General features: G+C 55.8%; 15 protein-coding genes and 1 tRNA gene. 9 read left to right on the forward strand and 7 right to left on the reverse strand.

The features are described 5' to 3' along the window. Positions 1 to 489, reverse strand: a 489-nt coding sequence (locus tag VF639_RS01360; protein WP_331144082.1) for a class II aldolase/adducin family protein, incomplete at its 3' end; no start/stop codon positions are given. A gap of 439 nt (positions 490 to 928) precedes the next feature. Further along, positions 929 to 1,840 carry a helix-turn-helix transcriptional regulator gene (locus VF639_RS01365; RefSeq protein ID WP_331144083.1) on the reverse strand — a complete coding sequence of 304 codons (912 nt, stop codon included), beginning with the start codon at positions 1,838 to 1,840 and terminating at the stop codon, positions 929 to 931. Positions 1,841 to 2,113: 273 nt separating this feature from the next. Between VF639_RS01365 and VF639_RS01370 the strand changes: the two genes are divergently transcribed. Next, on the forward strand, positions 2,114 to 3,124 hold the full coding sequence (locus tag VF639_RS01370) for a GntR family transcriptional regulator (protein WP_331144122.1): 1,011 nt from the start codon (positions 2,114 to 2,116) through the stop codon (positions 3,122 to 3,124). 354 nt (positions 3,125 to 3,478) lie between these two features. Here the strand turns inward: VF639_RS01370 and VF639_RS01375 are convergent, their stop codons facing one another. Continuing rightward, positions 3,479 to 4,963 carry a RagB/SusD family nutrient uptake outer membrane protein gene (locus VF639_RS01375; RefSeq protein WP_331144084.1) on the reverse strand — a complete coding sequence of 495 codons (1,485 nt, stop codon included), beginning with the start codon at positions 4,961 to 4,963 and terminating at the stop codon, positions 3,479 to 3,481. Positions 4,964 to 4,998: 35 nt separating this feature from the next. Then, positions 4,999 to 8,118, reverse strand: a complete 3,120-nt coding sequence (locus VF639_RS01380) for a SusC/RagA family TonB-linked outer membrane protein (protein WP_331144085.1) — start codon at positions 8,116 to 8,118, stop codon at positions 4,999 to 5,001. 493 nt (positions 8,119 to 8,611) lie between these two features. Here VF639_RS01380 and VF639_RS01385 point away from each other — a divergent pair, with 493 nt between their 5' ends. Together VF639_RS01385 and VF639_RS01390 are read left to right on the forward strand one after the other, a co-directional pair. After that, positions 8,612 to 11,668, forward strand: coding sequence for a glycosyl hydrolase (locus tag VF639_RS01385; protein ID WP_331144086.1), 3,057 nt, complete (start codon positions 8,612 to 8,614; stop codon positions 11,666 to 11,668). 261 nt (positions 11,669 to 11,929) lie between these two features. After that, a complete protein-coding gene (locus tag VF639_RS01390) occupies positions 11,930 to 12,316 on the forward strand; it encodes a hypothetical protein (RefSeq protein ID WP_331144087.1) in 387 nt (128 codons plus the stop codon). A 484-nt stretch (positions 12,317 to 12,800) separates the two neighbouring features. Here the strand turns inward: VF639_RS01390 and VF639_RS01395 are convergent, their stop codons facing one another. Further along, positions 12,801 to 13,160 (reverse strand): putative immunity protein, encoded by a 360-nt coding sequence (locus VF639_RS01395; protein ID WP_331144088.1) that lies wholly within the window; start codon positions 13,158 to 13,160, stop codon positions 12,801 to 12,803. Positions 13,161 to 13,225: 65 nt separating this feature from the next. On the opposite strand from VF639_RS01395, the gene VF639_RS01400 reads away from it, so the two are divergent. Continuing rightward, positions 13,226 to 13,438 carry a hypothetical protein gene (locus VF639_RS01400; protein ID WP_331144089.1) on the forward strand — a complete coding sequence of 71 codons (213 nt, stop codon included), beginning with the start codon at positions 13,226 to 13,228 and terminating at the stop codon, positions 13,436 to 13,438. 222 nt (positions 13,439 to 13,660) lie between these two features. Here the strand turns inward: VF639_RS01400 and VF639_RS01405 are convergent, their stop codons facing one another. Further along, on the reverse strand, positions 13,661 to 14,281 hold the full coding sequence (locus VF639_RS01405) for a hypothetical protein (RefSeq protein WP_331144090.1): 621 nt from the start codon (positions 14,279 to 14,281) through the stop codon (positions 13,661 to 13,663). Positions 14,282 to 14,472: 191 nt separating this feature from the next. Between VF639_RS01405 and VF639_RS01410 the strand changes: the two genes are divergently transcribed. After that, positions 14,473 to 14,823, forward strand: coding sequence for a hypothetical protein (locus VF639_RS01410; protein ID WP_331144091.1), 351 nt, complete (start codon positions 14,473 to 14,475; stop codon positions 14,821 to 14,823). Between the two features lie 383 nt (positions 14,824 to 15,206). Continuing rightward, the gene (locus VF639_RS01415; RefSeq protein WP_331144092.1) at positions 15,207 to 15,554 is read left to right on the forward strand and encodes a hypothetical protein; all 348 of its coding nucleotides are present in this window, start codon (positions 15,207 to 15,209) and stop codon (positions 15,552 to 15,554) included. 439 nt (positions 15,555 to 15,993) lie between these two features. Here the strand turns inward: VF639_RS01415 and VF639_RS01420 are convergent. Then, positions 15,994 to 16,067: transfer RNA gene (locus VF639_RS01420), tRNA-Met, on the reverse strand. 133 nt (positions 16,068 to 16,200) lie between these two features. On the opposite strand from VF639_RS01420, the gene VF639_RS01425 reads away from it, so the two are divergent. The 3 genes from VF639_RS01425 to rpsO all read left to right on the forward strand — a co-directional run bounded on the left by VF639_RS01425 (position 16,201) and on the right by rpsO (position 18,623). Continuing rightward, on the forward strand, positions 16,201 to 16,614 hold the full coding sequence (locus VF639_RS01425) for an START-like domain-containing protein (RefSeq protein ID WP_331144093.1): 414 nt from the start codon (positions 16,201 to 16,203) through the stop codon (positions 16,612 to 16,614). 110 nt (positions 16,615 to 16,724) lie between these two features. Further along, entirely contained in the window at positions 16,725 to 18,158 is a 1,434-nt protein-coding gene (locus VF639_RS01430; RefSeq protein ID WP_331144094.1) for an LptF/LptG family permease, read from the forward strand. A gap of 189 nt (positions 18,159 to 18,347) precedes the next feature. Next, complete coding sequence (rpsO, locus tag VF639_RS01435; protein WP_331144095.1) at positions 18,348 to 18,623, forward strand: 30S ribosomal protein S15; 276 nt, start codon at positions 18,348 to 18,350, stop codon at positions 18,621 to 18,623. Positions 18,624 to 18,806: the final 183 nt, after the last annotated feature.

Consider the following 18,806-nt stretch of genomic DNA (forward strand, 5'->3'; position numbering starts at 1 on the left):
CTGCATGATTTGCTCGCCGTCTTTGCTGGCGGCAATGGCAATGAGGGTATCGGGATGCAGGTGGTCGATGTGCTGGAAGGGCAGCAGCCCGTGCAGGGGCGTATCAATCGAGGGCGTGGCGCACTTGGGGTCGAAGAGGCAGTACTCGAACAAGCCCACCATCTCATCCTCGTACGGCAAGCCGCGGTAGCGGTTCTTGAGCTGGTGCAGCTTCTCGACGTAGAGGGTGGCGCAGCCGGCCTTGGTGAGCGTGCCGATGTCGCCGCCCGAGCCTTTGACCCACATCACCTCGGCTGCCTCGCCCGTGACGGGGTTGGTCTCCGGGATTTTGCAGGAAGTATTGCCCCCGGCGTAGTTGGTCAGGCGCAGATCCGCGCCGAGCAGGTTGGAGCGGTACAGGAACAGGGCGACCTCGTCGCCGCTCAACTCCAGCGCCTTCGCCTCGTCCCACAAATAGCTGACGTGCTGAAAGGTTGACGTGTTTTCCATAACACAGGGATATCAAATTGAAGTCTTCGGATGATGCTAGAAAGCAAATGAAGTCAATCCGCCGGCTGCTAATCTTATGTACTCTCCTGCTCGCATACTATATTTTAATCTGGCGACACCGAGTTCTACAGGACTTTCTCACAGAAGCCGGTTGGTAGTTTTTCAACGTGTTGATGAACACGGTAGAGACGCGACAATGCGCTGCGCCAACCTTCAGTTCATGTCGCTTCGTTGAACGGATGGCATAGCACAGAGTTAAAGAAAGCTGTAGCCCGAAGCCTGCGCTTCGCGCGTCGTTGAGCGACCATAACCGCACCGTAGCCACGATACGCGAAGCTCGGGCTTCGGGCTATAACTATCTAAACAACAGCAGCAACGACGAGACGCCAAGTGCCGCGTCTCTAAACTGTTCAAACTGCTCTAGCCTCTTACAGTGAGTTCAGGTAATACTTGGTAAGGCACCGCTTGTTCTGCGGAATTCGCTTGGCGACATATCAACCTTCTTCTTGAAAATCCGAGAGAAGTAAAACATCGATTCGAAGCCCGTTATATCAGCTATTTCAGCTACCGATAAGGTAGTTTCGCGGAGCATCTGCCTGGCTTTTTCAAGCTTTAAGTTGAGATGGTACTGGCCCGGTGGGATGCCCATTACGGCTTTAAAGGCTTTGCGAAACCAGATGTAACTCACGTTGAAGTCGTTGGACAGGGCTTCAAAGTCGATAGTATTGGCCCAGTTTTTCTGGATGGCATAACGTGCTTGGTGAATCACCTGCTCCTGGCGGCTGCGGGTTGATTCCTTCATCAAAGCCGAGGCGTACACAAGTCCCAGCAACTGAATTACCTGGCAGGTAGCAATCTGCTGGTAGGCTACCCCCTCGTACTTAAGCGTGTCGATGAGCCGGGTGAAAATGTTGAGCAGTTCGGCGTGAAAGCCGATACGCATGAGGGCGCTTTGCGGGCTAAAGCAGTCCTGCCGCATCAAATACTCGGCGTAGTGCCCCTTAAAGCCTACCCAGAATTCCTCCCAGCCAGTATCATCGGAGGGTTTGAAACGATGCCAGACTTGCGGATACAGCAAAAAGGCTGTGCCGGCCTCGACCAACGTGGGTGGCACATCGGTCGATTCAAATACGCCCTGCCCATTGGATATATACACCAGCTGAAACTCGTCGAGCACCCGGCCGTGCTGCCATTCGAAGGCATATTGGTTGGGGTGGTTGGGATCGGGGTAGGGAATACCGCTTTGGTGGACGTGGTGACCAATAGTGAGGATGTCGACGCCCCAGTTGGGGGTGGTTTCGAGCAGTTGCTGTAGTTGGGCAGTGCTGAAATATTTCCGGTATTCGTTCATATCAGAAAGTGTAAGTAATCCATCAAAAAATATATGGCAATTAAGCTTTAAAAAATGTTGGTTTGTTCTGTTAGTTCAAATATAAATCGTTTGCGTTAGCCGGTTTTGCATTATAGCACTAAGGCGACTTGCAGGTTTATTTTACTGTTGTTGGCTTTTTTGATACTCAAGCATCTGTGGGAATCCCCGCCACGGTTAGCTTATCAATAACCGACAAGTGCTTTGCCCCGAGTCGTCTTCGCCACTTCCTTCCCACCCTAACCTTTCCTTGTGATGTACAACTTACAGTTTAAACCGCTAGACAAGACTCCGAAGTACAAGCAGATTGTGCAGTCCATCATCACGGATATTAACCGGGGAACGTTGAAAAACGGGCAACAGCTGCCCTCCATCAACGAGCTAAGTGGGGCCTATGATGTAGCGCCCGACACGGTGGAAAAAGCCTATCGGGAGTTGCGCACGCAGGGTTTTGTGTTGTCGGTGCACGGCAAAGGATACTATGTGCAGGCGGCCGATGCGCACAAGTTGCGGGTGCTGTTAATATTCGATGAGCTGAGCACTTACAAGAAGTCGCTCTACTACTCTTTCATCGATGCTTTGGGCGAGCAGGCCACCGTGCACTTGGAAATTCATCATCACAGCACCTGCATCTTCCAGAATATTGTCGAGAACAATTTGGGCAAGTACAATTACTACGTGGTGATGCCGCATTTTGGGCAGACGATGGGCAAGGCCGATTATGAAAATGTGTTGAATACCATTCCAGCCAACGAATTGGTGCTATTGGATAAGAACGCGCCCAACCTAAAGCAAAAGTGCCTGCGCGTTTTCCAGGATTTCGACCGCGACATTTTCGAGTCGTTGGAGAGCATGCAGGATTTGCTGGTCAAATACGATAAACTGGTTTTGGTCACGCCTACGCAGGGCAACTACCCGGTGGAAATTGCGTGGGGCTTCCGTACGTTCTGCATTAACTACAAAAAAGCCTTTGCCATCAAGGCAGGCGCAATGGATGAAACGATGCAGGCAGGCACCGCCTACGTGGTGATGTGCGAAGACGATGTGGTGGAGATAATGAAGAAGCTCCGGCAAACCAATTACCTGCTAGGGCGTGAAGTCGGCATTATGACCTTCAATGATACGCCCTTAAAAGAACTGCTGAACTTAACCGTTATGACCACCGACTTCGAGCAAATGGGCCGCACGACAGCTGAGTTGCTGCTTAATAATCAGAAGGCAACTGTACGCAACCCTTTCTGTGTGCTGCGGCGCGGTTCCTTATAAGGTAGGGGCACTTGTCAGTGCTAAAAGGCCAGAGAGCTAGTTGCCCTCCTCAATTGAGGAGAGCAACTAGCTCTCTGGCGTTTAGTCAGTCCTAAGAAGCTGTTTAAGTTAGCCAAAGAGCTATTAGAGCGGTGTAGAGACGCATCTTTGCGTCTCAGCGCCCGCACCAACCCGCCGATTTTGTTCAACGCCGAGACGCAAAGATGCGTCTCTACATCGTTCACTGATTTCGAAAACGTAACGCAAACAGCCTCTAAGAAGGTTTCTAGCCAGAAGCACGCCTCTACATGTGAAAACGGCCTCATCTTCCCGGAAGATGAGGCCGTTTTCACTACGATTTATTCTGAGTGGAAACTAGAAGTAGGCGCTCAGTTGGGCCTCGGAGGCGGGGAGCGGGAAGGTGAGGGGGATGGTGCTATAGGCAGCGGGAAGCAGCGTGACGCCGGCCGGCAGGTAGTAGGCCCGCGGATTGGCCCGGATGCGGACCCCGTGCGCGGTCATAACCTCCACGGCTTTGCCGGTGCGTACCAGGTCCAGCCAGCGTTTGTTCTCGAAGGCCAGCTCTACGCGCCGCTCACGGGCAATGGCATCGCGCAGGCCGGCTTGGCTGGTTTGGGTGGTGCCCGCCAGGCCGGCCCGCGTGCGGATTTGGTTTAAGAGCGGCACCGCCTCGGCAGTTTTGCCTTGCTCGGTCAGGGCCTCAGCGAGTAGCAGCAGCACCTCGGCGTAGCGATACACCGGCCAGTTGTCGTTGGTGAGGCCGAATTGGGTGTGGGGGTGCAGGTACTTCTTCACGAAGGGATACACGGTGCCATCGGTGGCGGGGGCGGTGCCGATGGAAACTTCTTTGCGCCGGTCGTTGGGCTCGTAGGCGGCAATCAGGTCGGGGGTGGGGGTGTTGAAGGCTTCGAGCACCAGCAGGCCCTGCGGATTGCTGACCCCGGTGAGCGTGCCCACGGTGGCCGCCGCTATGGGCCGGGGCAGAAACTGGTAGATAAAGTTGCTGGCGTAGCCATCGGAGCCCACCTGATACTGCACCTCAAACACCGATTCGCCGTTGTTTTTGCTGGTCGGGTCGAATACGGCCGCGTAGTTGGGCAGCAGTGTGTAGTCGCCGGAGGCTACCACTTCCTTCAGCACGGTTTCGGCGAGGGCGTACTGTTTCTGCACCATGTACACGTCGCCGAGTAGGGTTTTGGCGGCCCCGGAAGTAGCCCGCCCGGCTATCTGCGTTTTCTTGCCGGGCAGCAGCGTAGCCGCCTGCTGCGCGTCGGCGACTATCTGCTTGTACACGTCGTCGGGGCTGGCGAGGGGCAGCGCGGCCTGCGACCGGTCGGTTACGGGCGTCAGGTGCAGCGGCACCGAGCCGAAGTAGCGTACCAGCTCGAAATAGGCCATAGCCCGCAGGAAAAGCGCCTCGCCTTTCAGGGTGTTGCGGGCCGTTTCATCGAACGTGGCGGCGTCAATTAAGCTTAGCACCTGGTTGGCCCGGCTGATGATGCGGTAGTTGGTGACGTATTTGTTGGTGGAAATGCCGTTGGTGGGTAGCAAAATGAACTCGGCAATATTTTCCGACTCGAACTGGCCCCGGTCACTCGGGTTGTAGATGTAGTAGGTGTTGTCGGAGTGCATTTCGCCCATCACGAAGGCATTGCTGTACAAGCCGCGCAAAGGCTGGTAGATGCCATTCACGGCCGACTGAAAATCGGCCTGCGTCTTGAAAAAGGTGCCCGTAGTAAGAGAAGTTTCCGACTGGATGTCGAGAAACTTGTCTTCGCAGGCCGTCAGGGAAAGCAGGACGCAGCCGGCTGCCAGTGCTTTCTTTAGTTGTATGATCATGGGTTTAAGAATCTAAGAGTTGGAACAAGCGGGCTTTACAGGCCGATGTTGAGGCCGACGGTGAAGGTGCGCGGCACGGGGTAGGTGCCGAAGTCCTGGCCCTGGTTGAGCGGACTGGCCGCGTTACCGTTTGCATCGACGTTCACCTCGGGGTTGACGCCGCCGTAGTTGGTGAACACGAAGGCCTGCTGCACGCTGCCGTACACCCGGATGGTGCGGAACGGCTTCAGGTTGGCCACCGGCACCGTGTAGCCGAGCGTGATGTTCTTGATGGTCAGGTAGCTGCCGCTTTGCACGTAGCGCGTGCCGAGCCATTCCCGGTCGTTGGAGGTGTTGCCTTTGGTGGTGCCGTACTTGCCGGCGCCGGGGTTTTCGGGGGAGCGCCACCGGTCTTTCACTTCCTTCAGCACGTTGAATACGCCGTCGAGGTTGGTGGTGCCTTGGTCGGTGCGGCGCATGATGTCGTTGCCGTAGGAGCCAGCCGCTACCACCGAGAGGTCGAAATTGGCAAACGAGAAGTTGTTGGTGAAGCCGTAAATGAACTTCGGAAACGGGTTGCCAATCACGGTCCGGTCGTCGTTGTCGCCGCCGTAGGTGAGCACACCGTCGCCGTTTACATCCACGAACTTGATGGTGCCCACGCTCGAGGCAATGGCCTTGGGCGAGTTGTCGTACTCTTCCTGGTTGTCGTAGACGCCGTCCTGAATCATGCCCCAAAACTGCCCGATGCGCTGGCCCACCCGCGTGATGGTGCCTTCGCCGTAAATCCGGTCCACACCCTCCGACAGCTCCAGCACTTTGTTGTCGCTGAAGGCAATGTTGAAATTGGTGTTCCAGGAAAACCTGCCGACCAGGTTTTTCGAGTTAATCCCGATTTCGTGGCCCCAGAACTTCAGCTCCCCAATGTTGCCGAGGAAGTTGCCGAAGCCCGATTCTTGCGGCACGGCCAGGCTGTAGAGCAGGTCGGAGGTGGTTTTGGTGTAGTAGTCGTAAGTGACACTGAGCCGGTTTTCGAACAAGCCCACATCCAGGCCCAAATCCAGCTGCTTGGTGGTTTCCCACCCTAAGTTGGGGTTGCTCAACGCCGTTACGGAAGCCCCGTTCGCCACCGTGGAGCCGAAGATGCTGTTGACGTTGGTGTTGACGGTGGCGTACTGCGAGTAGTTGCCGATGTTGTTGTTGCCCGTCAGGCCGTAGCTGCCCCGCACTTTGAGGAAGGTGAGCTGGTTGATTTTCGGCATGAAGCTTTCATCGGAAACAATCCAGCCCGCCGACACCGAGGGGAAAACGCCGCTGCGGTTGTTGACCCCGAAACGCGAAGAACCGTCGCGGCGCACCGAGCCCGTGAGCAGGTAGCGGCCTTTGTAGTTGTAGTTCAGGCGTCCGATGTAGGAAAGCAGGCTCCACTCCTGAATGTCGTTGCTGGTACTCGGCCGGTCGATGTTGATGGCCGATTGAATGGTGCGAATCCGGTCGTCGGGGAAGTTGGTGGCCCGCACCTGGTCGAAGTCGCTGTGGAAGCGTTGCAGGGTATAGCCCACCAGGGCATCGAAGGTATGGTCGCCAATGGTTTTGGTGTAGGTGGCCGTGTTTTCGTTGAGCCAGGAGTAGTAGTGGTAGTTTCGGCGCACGGCGCTGGCTGTCACGGGCGGCGGCGTGGCAAAGCCAATGGAGGCCGTGGAAGGATTGAAGTTGTTGAACAGCGACGAGCCTAAGTCCAGGTTAATGGTGGTTTTGAGCAATAAGCCCTGGATCGGCTCGAATTCGGCGTAGGCATTGGACAGGATGCGCGTCTGGGTGTTCTTGTTTTCGATTTCCTGAATCGAGCGGTACCAGTTGGGCTGCGTGAACGTGGTAACGCCCGGCACGCTCACCGCCAGCGGCAACGACCCGTCGGGGTTGCGGTAGGCCAGCGTGGGCCAGGCCAGCAAGGCGTTGTAGAGCAAGCCATTGCTGCCGAAAAACCGGCCGTCGGTGGCTGGCGTCTCGTCGATGGTGTAGGAGGGAGCCAGGTTCAGGCCCACCCGCACTTTGTCGGTGATGTTGTAGTTGGAGTTCAGGCGCAGCGAAAACCGCCGAAAGTTGGAGTTGAGCACCACGCCTTCCTGGTTGAAAAAGCCCGCCACCGCCGAGGTCGAAAACTTGTCTTTGCCGGCTGTTAGCGACACGCTGTAGTTCTGGATGGCGGCCGTGCGGAACATGGCGTCGTACCAGTCGTAGCCCTTGCCGTACTGCTCGGGGTTTTGGAAAGCAGCAGGGACGGGCTGACCGAGGTCTTCGTAGGTTTCCTTTTTAAACTGGGCAAACTCGGTGGCATTCATCATGTCGGGGCGGCCCTTTTGGGGCACCTGCTGCACGCCGTAGTAGGCATTCACGCCCACGCTGCTTTGGCCGTTTTTGGCTTGCTTGGTGGTGATGAGCACCACGCCGTTGGCGGCCCGCGAGCCATAGAGCGAGGTGGAAGCCGCGTCTTTGAGCACCGTAATGGTTTCAATCTCATCGGGGTTGATGAGGCTGATATCCGTCACGATGGGGAAGCCATCGACCACGTAGAGCGGGTCGGAGCCGGCTGAAATAGAGGCTTGGCTCCGGATGCGCACCTGCATGCCCTGGCCGGGCCGGCCAGTGGTTTGCAGCACCTGCACCCCGGCTAGCTTGCCCTGGAGCTTCTGAGTGGTTTGGGCCACAGGAATGTCTTGCAACTCTTGGGCATTCACGGTTTGCACGGCGCCGGTTACTTCGCGCCTGTTCTGGGTGCCGTAGCCCACCACCACCACTTCATCGAGGGCCTTGGAATCGGGTGCCAGCTTTACGCTAAGCGTGGTTTGGGAGCCCACCGGCACTTCCTGGCTTAGGTAGCCCACAAAGCTGAACACCAGCACGGCGGAGGCATCGGGCACGTCGAGCTTGAAATTGCCGTCGTTGTCGGTGACGGTGCCCGTGCTGGTGCCCTTGACCGAAACGCTCACGCCCGGCATCCCAACGCCTTTTTCATCCACTACTTTGCCCGTCAGGGCTACCGCCAGTAAGGCGTTGTGGTCGGGCGCTGCCAGCGGCGGGGTACCAACGCGCGAAAAAAGCCGGGAACTATGGGCTTGGCTTTGGTAGGGGGCTGCCAGCAGCCCAGCTACCGCAAGGGGTACTATTTTTCTCATAGTGTGAACCTGCTAAAGGGTGGGAAAAGACGAGCCGTTAAAACCAGCTCTAAGCAAGTTTACCGCATCCCTCAGCCGCCACTTATAGCTACTTACCTGCTCTGCTGGCTATTTTTCAGGGATTTAAACTAGGATAGAGAATCCGTATTGCCGCTTGAGGATCGTTGACGAGTTACGGGACGGTTGCAGCGACTTTTAATTCCACCGATAGTGGCTGGAACCACGCCTGACATCGGCAGAAAACCAGCTGTACAGGAGAGAACATAAAAGTTGCGGCTAAGCAGGATACTAGCTTGCTTGTGCTTCTTTCCGTTTGGACGGGTGTAGCGCGGAAATCCGTTCCGCGACGAGCCGTAGGCGAGTATCCGGTGCTGCGCCGTATGGCTCATCCGCGTAGGAACTCGCGCTGCTCGTCGCGGAACAGATTTCCTGTGGCTTCCTATGGCTTCCGCGCTACGTTGAGTCCTCATCTTCTCCATCAGCACTCTACTTTATGAATAACAACCGGTACAAAAAACGCTCAGGGCTACTGCTAGCCGCTTTATCGCTATTGGGCAGCGGCAGCTTATCTGCTCAAAGCAAGACCACCGCGCCGGCTGCTACCAGCCCTGAGCAGTTAAAGCAGGCCTTCTTGCAGCCGCCCGGCTCGGCCCGGCCCTGGGTGTACTGGACGTGGCTGAGCAGCAACCTGTCGCGCGAAGGCATCACTGCCGACCTGGAGGCCATGAAGCGCGTCGGCATTGGCGGGGCGCTTATTCTGGATGTTGATCAGGGCACCCCGCTCGGCCCCATGAAGTTCATGGACAGTCAGTGGCAGGAGATGTTCAAGTACACCGTGCAGGAAGCCAAGCGCCTGGGCATGGAAATCAACATGAACAACGGGGCCGGCTACTACGGCAGCGGCGGCTCCTGGGTGCCCCCCGAAATGGGCATGCAGTCGGTAGTGCAGAGCGAAGTGCACGTGAGCGGCGGCCAGACCTGGACCGGCAAGCTCGCCAAAGCCGGCCCCAGCTCCGACTACCGCGACATTGCCGTGCTGGCCGTCGCCGAGCCCGACGTGCCCGCCAAAGACCGATACAAGATTCCGGATTTCGACATGAAGGGGCTGAAGTGGTACCCCTGGGTGGCGTACCGCGGCATTAAAAACTCGCCCCTCGATGCCACCGCGCCCGCCGAGGCCATCATTCCGCGCAGCAAAGTAATCGACCTCACCCCCAAAATGGCCGCCGACGGCGCCCTGACCTGGGCCGTGCCGCCCGGCGAATGGACCATCCTGCGCCTAGGCCACCAGTTCAACGGCCACGTTATTGGCCCCGTGCCGAAAGGCCAGGGCGGCCCCGAAACCGACAAGCTCAGCAAAGCCGCCACCAATTTTCACTTCAACCAGTTCGTAAAGAAGCTCAACGACGTGGTAGGCCCCGAGGGCCGCGGCACGCTGGTGGCCACGCACATCGACAGCTGGGAGGGTGGCGGCCAGAACTGGACCCCGGCCATGCGCGCCGAGTTCAAGAGGCGCCGCGGCTACGACCTGCTGCCTTACTTGCCGGTGCTGACCGGTCGAGTGGTGGAAAACCTGCAAATCACCGAGCGTTTCTTGTGGGACATCCGCAAGACGGTGTCGGAGCTGATGGTAGAAAACTACGTGGCGGAGTTTCAGCAACTGGCCCACAAAAACAACCTGACCTTCACATTTGAAGCCTACACCACCGCCGGCAACGATCTGGATGCGGCCAACTACACCGACGAGCCCATGGCCGAGTTCTGGACCCCCACGGGCCAGGGAGCCGATTTCTACCCCACCACCAAGTCGATGGCTTCGGCCGCGCACATCAACGGCCACTCCATTGTAGGGGCCGAGTCGATGACGTCGACCGACAAGGAAAAATGGCTCTGGCACCCGGCCATGATCAAGAAAATCGGCGACGATGCTTTTTGCCAGGGCGTCAACCGGTTTGTGTTTCACCGCTATGCCTCGCAGCGCTTCATCGGGCGCGAGCCGGGCATGCAGATGGGCCCCTGGGGACTACACTACGAGCGCACCAACACTTGGTGGGACTGGTCGGGGCCGTGGCACACGTACCTGGCGCGCTGCCAGTACCTGCTGCGCCAAGGCGAGCTGGTGACGGATGTGCTCAACCTGCAACCCGAAGAGCCGCTGCTGCGCTTCCAGCACACGCCCATCAAAGGCTACGACTACGACGCCTGCGGCCCCGATTCGTTTTTCAAGCGCCTCACGTTTAGCAACGGGCAGCTCGGCTTTACCAACGGCCCGAAGTACCGCCTGCTCGTCGTCACCCACAACGGCACGATGACCGTGCCTATGCTGACCCGTATCCGGGATTTGGTGCGCCAGGGCGCCGCCATCGTCGGTACGCCGCCCACTGCCACCCCGAGCCTCACCAACTACCCTAAAGCCGATGCCGAGCTGAAAAAGCTCTGCGCCGAGCTGTGGGGAACCGGCGCGCCCGTGGCCGAGCGCCCCGTGGGCAAGGGCAAGGTGTTCAGCGGCATTACGCCCGCCGAAGCCATGGCCAAGCTCAACGTAACCAAGGACGTGGCTTCCGATCAGGAAGTGCGCTGGATACACCGCAAACTTAATGGCAACGACCTGTATTTCGTGTCGAACCCCACCGACAACAATCTGCTGGCCACCTGCGACTTCCGGGTGACGGGCAAAGCTGCCGAGCTGTGGGATGCCGAAACTGGCCGCACCATGCCCATCAATGCCTTAGCTACTACCGAAAAAGGGGTAACCCGGCTAGCGCTGCCGTTGGGTCCGAGCGGCTCGTACTTCGTGTTCTTCCGCCAGGATGCCCCCGCGGTGGCCGCTATGCAAAGCGTCACCCGCAACGGCCAGCCCCTGGTCGCCAGCAACGAAACCAGCCCGGCCATCAACTTCATCACCGGCGAAATAACCGAGCCTGGCACCTACGTCATCACCACCGCCGACAGTAAGAGCCGCCAAGTGGCCGTTGCTGCCTTGCCCGCGCCCGTGGCCGTGAATGGGCCGTGGCAAGTGCGTTTTCAGCAGAGGCGGGGGGCGCCAGCCGAAGTGAAATTCAACGAGCTAACTTCCTGGAACCAACACCCCGACAAGGGCGTCAGCTATTTTTCCGGTACCGCCAGCTACTCGAAAACCATAACCATTCCCGCGGAGCTGCTGGCTACCGATAATCGGGTGTATCTAGACCTGGGCAAAGTAGCTGTCATGGCCAAAGTCACGCTCAACGGCAAGGACCTGGGCATCTTGTGGAAGCCGCCGTACCGGGTCGATATCACGCCCGCTGCCAAAGCCGGCAACAACACCCTGGAAGTGGCCGTGGTGAACCTGTGGCCCAACCGCCTCATCGGCGACGAGCAGCTGCCTGAGGACAGCGAGCGAAACACCAACGGCACCCTCAAAGCCTGGCCCCAATGGCTGCTCGATGGCCAGCCGAGCCCGGCCGGCCGCCTGACCTTCAGCAGCTGGCGCCTCTGGAAAAAAGCCGACAACCTGCAAGAGTCTGGCCTGCTCGGCCCCGTAACGTTGCAAGGTGTGCGGAAGCTGTGAGAAAGAGTTGCCGGTTGTGAGTTGCCCGTTGCTAGTTTATCTAGCAACAAGCAACTCACATTATAGGAGTGAGTTCCTAATTAGCTATCGAAGGCCTTGAGAACCGGCTGAATAGCTAATTCTCTTACGCTGCTAATTTGCCAAAATAGTTAGTGATGCTTACTTTAGCTGCTACATTTAGCTAGTATAGTTGGGATGGCTACTAAAAAGAGAAACCCGCAAACCACTGTTCTTGACCTTTCCGAAGTTCAAGAAACGAACATGCCAGAGGTGTCAGATTACGTGAGCAACACCACAACAGCCTCGTTTTCCGACGAAGTAGATGCCTCCTTATGCTTGTGTTGTGGCGAGCCTTTAGCCTGGCACGAGGAAGCCTGTAGCACTCCCGTCACGACCTCGCCCAAGTTGGAATTGCCAGAACCTGAAGTTGCTATCCATGGTACGGCAGGCTTGGGGCCGTCTCCTTTTGCCTATGCAATTGGCCAGCCAGTGCAGCCAGTTCCCGCCGCCAAACCTCAGCTCATCATCTGGCGCGGCCAAGTAAAAGAACGACACCCCCGCACCGGCCTGCTACACCGCGTCAATGTCTACCGCCTCGACAACGGCTATTGGGACTGTTATTTCGAAGCCGAGCTACAAGCTGCCTAAGGACTCTCACTCCCTTGAAAGCAGGCGGTAAAAAAGGCAACATCTAGTATCCTTGCAGTAAAAGCTAGGTTGTTGTCCCCGCTACAAGAAAATGCCTCCCTAATTCCAGGGAGGCATTTTCTTGTAGCGGGGACGAGAGTTACTCCCTGCTTTCAATGCAGTAGCCAAGTTGATGCAAATACACGTTTGCAGGTTGCAAAGGGGTTTTTGTAAATAGTGTGGTCATGATTTGTTGAGTTGATTCGGCGTTAATCGGGTTTCCTGTCCCCTGCTCGTCCCTAGCAGAACTTCCCTAGCTTTGATTCAGCACCTGTTCCGGTACCCTATGGTTAAAGAACCCAACGAGGATAAGCCCACGCCGACCTTCGCGTTTTTCTCTTTTGATGGGCAGCGCATCAAAGTGTACAGCGGCTTGAAGAACCCGCCTAAGTAGTGGCGCAAGGGCCTCAGCGGGGGCAGCTGCGCGGGATGACGCGGGCGAAATCTAGGTTGCGAAAGCCGTTGCTTTGGCAACATAGGCTGCGACATGGGGAGCATGCGTATACATATGCGCTACGGCGGCCGCCTGACCAGCGGCGCGCGCAGCGGCCACGGCCGCTGGCTGGCTAGCAGCCCGCGCCGCTGCATGCGCTGCCAAGGCGGCCTGTCGACAAGCCAGCATACTCGCCTGACCTTGCACCCATTTGCGCAACGTGGCCACCGCATAACGGGGGCGGCTGTCGTGGGGGTACGCCTGTTCAAACAAGGGCAACACCCGCTCCGCACAGGCGGCGGCTTCTAGTGCCAGCGCGTGGTGGAGAGGCAAGGCAGGGTTAGCAAAGGCTTGGTTAGGAAGACGACTCATTAGGGTAATTGCTGTATAAACGGTGGTGATGGACCCTTTTGTTGTCCGTTTACGTTACGAACATTATGTCAACTCCAGTCAAACGTGCTCGCCCCCGCAAAAACAGCGAAGAAGCTGTATCTGTTATATCCCATGCCGACCAACTGCTTGCTTTGCAGAGTCGAGAGGAAGGTAAAACGGTGATGTATAAGCAAGACGCTTGGGGCCATATTGAAACCCGTTTCGTGCGTACACAGAATGTGAAAGCATGGGAAGCAAAAGGTTTTTTTGTGCGCTAACCCCGCCGTCTTTTATCAGGAAGCCGCCTCGACTATTTAGTCGAGGCTTTTTTGTGGCCACTTTACGGGCAACCTCTTCTGTCCAGAAACCCTGGTGCTCCGTGCGGTTGCTTGACAGCTTTAGAGCCCGCTTTATCTAGCTGCACGAAGCCAAAAGGCTACTAGTATACTGGTATACTGGCTAAGCCACCGGTTTCGCGCATCAGCACCTGTATAGGCTGGTTACGCCTTCTTGTTTTCGTGTTCGGTGATGCGGCCCTTCATGGTCACGATGGCTTGCGATGCGGCCGCTTCCGACATGGTGGGTAATGCAGCAAGCGCGGCAACCCGTTGCTTTTCCGTAAAGGCATCATGCGTCAGCAGGTGCGTTAGCTCCGCCTTCTGTCCATCCGTCACGGCGGCATCAGGGGGTACCGAAACCTGCTTTAGCACCTCGCCTTCGGGCTTACCTAGCTTGTTTCGTTCGGCGCGGCTTTCGGCTTTGCGCACTTCATCCGCGGAAGCAATACCCGATTCAATACCAATGCCTGCCATTGCCAAGGCCCGCCCCACGGCGCTGGTTTCGGCGTTTTCCAGGGCGCTGGTATTGTTGACAGTGCCATATTTCTCGCTTTCCAATTCTTGGGCTAAGCCGGTGTAGGTGTTCGTCACCTCGCTCTGGGTGAGGGTAACCGTCGCCTTGACTACCCACATCTTGCGAGAGGCGAAGTAGCGGTAGTCGGTTTCAATGCTGTACTCGCCGTCGAAATGGTGAGCTAAGTATAGGAGGCGGTCTTTTACCTCCACATATTGTTTTCCGCCTTTGGTGGCGACCGTTTTAAAATTGTGAGTTGTGTGTTTCATAGAGGCAAGTACGGAAAGCGGGGGAGAGTAGGGAACAGGCTAAGCAACAAAACCAAGGCTATAAGGCGTGCATCTGGCCTTTTGAGAGGTGCGCCAGCCACCTCAGGCCCAAGCCGTCCCAAGAACATGGTATGATTCTAGAAGGAGCGTTTCTACCTGTATTAAGCTCTTCCTACTAGATCGTACTACCTATGAAAAAGCTGCTGATTGCTCTCTTACTTACGATTGGGACCCTCCCGATTGCCTATGGCCAGACAGCTGCTCGGAGCCCCGAGAAAAGAACCGAAGAGTACTGCCAGCTTAAGGCCCGCCCGAAGTTGAACGGACGATACGTCATCTCGATTGACTACGGGCAGCGGCAGCAACTGATTTCGGAAAACCTGTTCCGCGATGCTTCCGGAAAAGCCATCGAGTTCAATTCGGCCATTGACGCCCTCCATTGGTTGAATGGACAAGGCTGGGAGTTGCTAAGTACGTTTGTGCTGGTGGAAGATGGCGATGGAGTAGCCTATTATGTGCTTCACCGGCGTCTTTCAACCTAACCCCAACACAGCAGGGAAGCGTAAGCCGCGCATCTTTGTAAGTGCGAGGTCTTTCTGGTTTAAGAGGTATAGCCACTTTCTCATAGTATGACGAGGCAAATACTGCGCTTCGCGCGTTGAAACCGCTGTCGCGCGAAACAGCAAGCTAAAGACAGCAAAGTCCGGTCATTGGTTGGTCTTCTTGCTTTCTTGGGTTAAATCATTTGCCGGTTGTGGTTCATTGAAGCCCTAGTTGGTCGTGAAAATCTGTGCGCTGTTCTGGCTACCAACATCACGGCGGGAGCGGGTGGGTTGTCCTCTTTCTGTTCCGCGCCCATCTGAGTTGACTGCAAAAATAGTGGGAGGGCGAGCGTTCGTAACCAGAATGTCGTTTCTTGTCCCGTATGGCAGAACTAGAAGAGATAAACAGCAAAGAGCAGTTAGAACGACTGCTGTGGAGCCCGCACGATGACAACCACCTCAAGCAGTTCAACTTCGAGGATGGGAGCGTCTGGATGGTCTACACCGTCAAAGACAATCCGGCAACCGATATGGCTACGGATGTTATCCGTCTGATCGGAACCTACCCGCTTAAGAAGGAAAGCGGCGTTATCTCTTGGCATATTATATGGCAGGATTTCCCGGTTACAGATTCAGGAGATGCCGCTACGATGCTGCTTCTCTTCGATCAGGAGTACGCCCTCAAATGGCGGACGGAAAGAAAAGAGCAAGCCAACCAACCCAACTACTAGTTTTCCTAGCCTACAAACAGAAATCTTTCAAATCTACTGCGTGAAGGTAGGGAGCACCATAGCCAATGATTCGTGGGGCCATGAGTTTATCTGTTGAAGGAAGTGCGGGAAGAATACGAACTGTTGGGCGATTAGGGAGAGTAAACAAGCAGCGTTGCACAGCAGTGGTAGCATGTGCATGTGCTGGGAATTGAGGCCGCCGATGCGCCTGACATTTAAGTATAGCCAAAACATAGCAGCGAGTGAAATGTACTGTCGCGCTTTTGTAGCTAACTGGCAATAACTGTAGCGTAGTAATTAGACGGCCTTCGACTGTAAAGAGAGGGCCATGCTAGGAATAGACAGCCTCACTTTTAAACTAGTGATTAATCAATTGTCCCCTAAAGCGTCTCCCGTAGAAACGAAAAATGCCTCTCTATTCCAGAGAGGCATTTTCTTGTAGCGGGAGGCGGGTACGATCCGCCGACCTCAGGGTTATGAATCCTGTGCTCTAACCAACTGAGCTACCCCGCCGGGTTTTTGGTGCCGCAAAGGTAGCGACTATATTTGTTTCTGTGCAAACGTCGCGTTGAAAAAAACCCGTGTATATTGCTCCTGTCCGACATTCTTTGGGTGTCGGGAAAGCTAATTTTAGTCTGCCCTGCTTATGCCTCTTTCCGCTACCCGTCGCAAACACCGCTTCACGGTCGAGTTTCCTATCAACGCGTCTCCTAAGATTCTGTATCCCTACCTGGCATCTGCTTCAGGCCTGTCACAATGGTTCTGTCAGGACGTGCGAATTGATGAAGATCATCGCTTTAATTTCATCTGGGACAATCAGCCCCATTACGCTGAAATGAACTCGCACCGCACCAATCGCTCCGTGCGTTTCGTGTTTCTTGATGCCAACAAGCGGCTTACGCCTGATGCTAATTTTCTGGATTTCAGTTTAGAAGAGTCGCAGCTCACGCAGGAGGTGTACTTACGGGTGATGGATTACTCGGAAGAAACCGACGAAGAGGAGTTGCAGGAAATGTGGGAAGGGCTCGCCCAGAAACTTCGGGAACAGGTAGGGGGCTAATTGGGGTTTTCACCTACGAACACGGAACACACGCGAAACACGTAGTATCTTCGTTGTCCCGTTGCTCTTTCAAAGAATGATCCTGCACCGGGACTGTTCGTAGCGTAAGCATGAAAAAACTCGATAAGTTGATTCTACGGGCCTTTGCCGGCCCGTTTTTCCTCACGTTTGCGGTAGTAGAATTTATTCTGCTCACGCAATACATGCTGAAGTACCTCGACGACCTGGTCGGTAAAGACCTGGGCTTCGATGTTATTGGCCAGCTGCTGTTCTTTTTCAGCGTGCTGATGGTGCCGGTAGCGTTGCCGCTCGCCGTGCTACTCTCGTCTTTGATGACGTTTGGTACGCTCGGTGAGCACCACGAGCTAACCGCTATCAAAACGTCCGGTATTTCGCTGATTCGTATTTTGCGGCCCGTCCTGCTGACGAGCTTGTTGCTGGCTGGTTTTGCTTTCTGGTTCAACAATACCATTGTTCCGAAAGCTAATTTGAAGGCCTATAGTCTGCTCTGGGATTTGCGCCAACAGAAGCTCGCCCTCGATATTCGGCCGGGCGTGTTCTACAACGGTATTCCAGGCTACACCATCAAAGTCAACGACAAGCTAGGCGAGAACGGTGATGTCCTGATGGGGGTCATGATCTACGATCACACGCAAGGATCGGGCACGATGCGGGTAATTTTGGCGGACTCGGGTCGGATGTTTACCCGTTTTGGGGGAGAGTACCTGAGCCTGGAGTTGTTCCGGGGCCAAAGCTACGTAGAGCAGCCCGACGCCAACAGCCGCACCGGAGCCAGCTTTATTCGGCAGGCCTTCAGCCGCAACATGATTACGTTTCCACTGGCCTCCTTCGACCTCAACCGCACCAAGGAAGAACTCTTCTCCGACAACAAGATGATGAAGAACGTCGGCCAGCTCGAACACTTCATCGACTCGTTGCAAACCCGTTTGCGGACCGAGCAGCGGATGGTGCCGCGCATGGTGTCGCCCTACTACACCTACCTGCGCTTCGACACCACCGGGCAAGCCGCTAACCGTCGGGTCGAGCAATTGCAGATACCCGCCACCAAACTGCCCGTAGTGAGTGTCAGTACGCTGGAGCAGGCCAGTAACCGTGCCCGCAACGTACGCGCCTTTGCCGGCAGTACGGGCGAAAGGCTAATTAATCTGGCCAAGGAGTCCAGCAACTACCGCATCGAGGTCTACCGCAAATACGTGCAGTCGTTTGCTATTCTGCTGATGTTTCTGATTGGGGCGCCGCTGGGAGCTATTATTAAAAAAGGCGGCTTGGGCGTTCCCATCCTGGTTTCTATCCTCTTCTTTATTGTCTACTACATCTTCTCAATTGTAGGAGAGAAGTACGGCCGGGAAGGCGTGATGTCGGTTGAGTTTGGCATGTGGATGTCCACCATGATTCTGCTGCCCTTTGGCCTTTTCTTTCTCTATCAGGCGCGCAACGACGCCGGCCTGTGGGAATGGAACCTGTGGGACAAGCTGCCCGCCAAGATTCGCTGGCCCTTCAGCGGCTACAAGCGGAGCGTCTGAGTTAGTTGTTGATTGCTAGTAGTTGATTGTTGGGGACTAATTGCCGGGTTGCGTTTCATCCAAAAAGCACGAACTAACAATCAACTGCCAGCAATCAACAACTATTTCCGTACCTTTGCGGCCACCCCGAGGTACGGGGTGACATTTTCTTTTCATTTTTATATCCAAGACGGGGAAACCTATCTGCCGATGAAACTCACTACCGAAGCAAAGCAGGCCATTTTCGAAAAAAATAGCCTGCAAAAAGTGGCCTCCGATACCGGTTCGGCCGAAGCTCAAATCGCGCTGTTCACGCACCGCATCACGCACCTCACGGAGCATTTGAAGGTTAACAAGAAGGACTTCTCGACCCGCCTGGGTCTGTTGAAACTTGTTGGTAAGCGCCGTCGGATGTTGGACTACCTCCAGCACCGCGAAATCAACCGCTACCGTGCCATCATTAAGGAGCTGGGTATTCGTAAGTAACCCGCCCCGCTGGAGCAGGGAGCCTTTCCTCACCGAAAGGTTCCCTGCTCTTTTTTATATCGGTCGGGTACCTTTTCCTTGCCCCGGCTGTTATATTTCTGAGTGTAATTCTTTAGAGCAAAGCTGGGCCGTTGCAGGCCCTGTTTTTTCGGCTGCTCGCCCGCTGTCGCTTCCAAGCAAATA

It is taken from the genome of Hymenobacter sp. (assembly GCF_036387835.1).
GTDB lineage: Bacteria > Bacteroidota > Bacteroidia > Cytophagales > Hymenobacteraceae > Hymenobacter.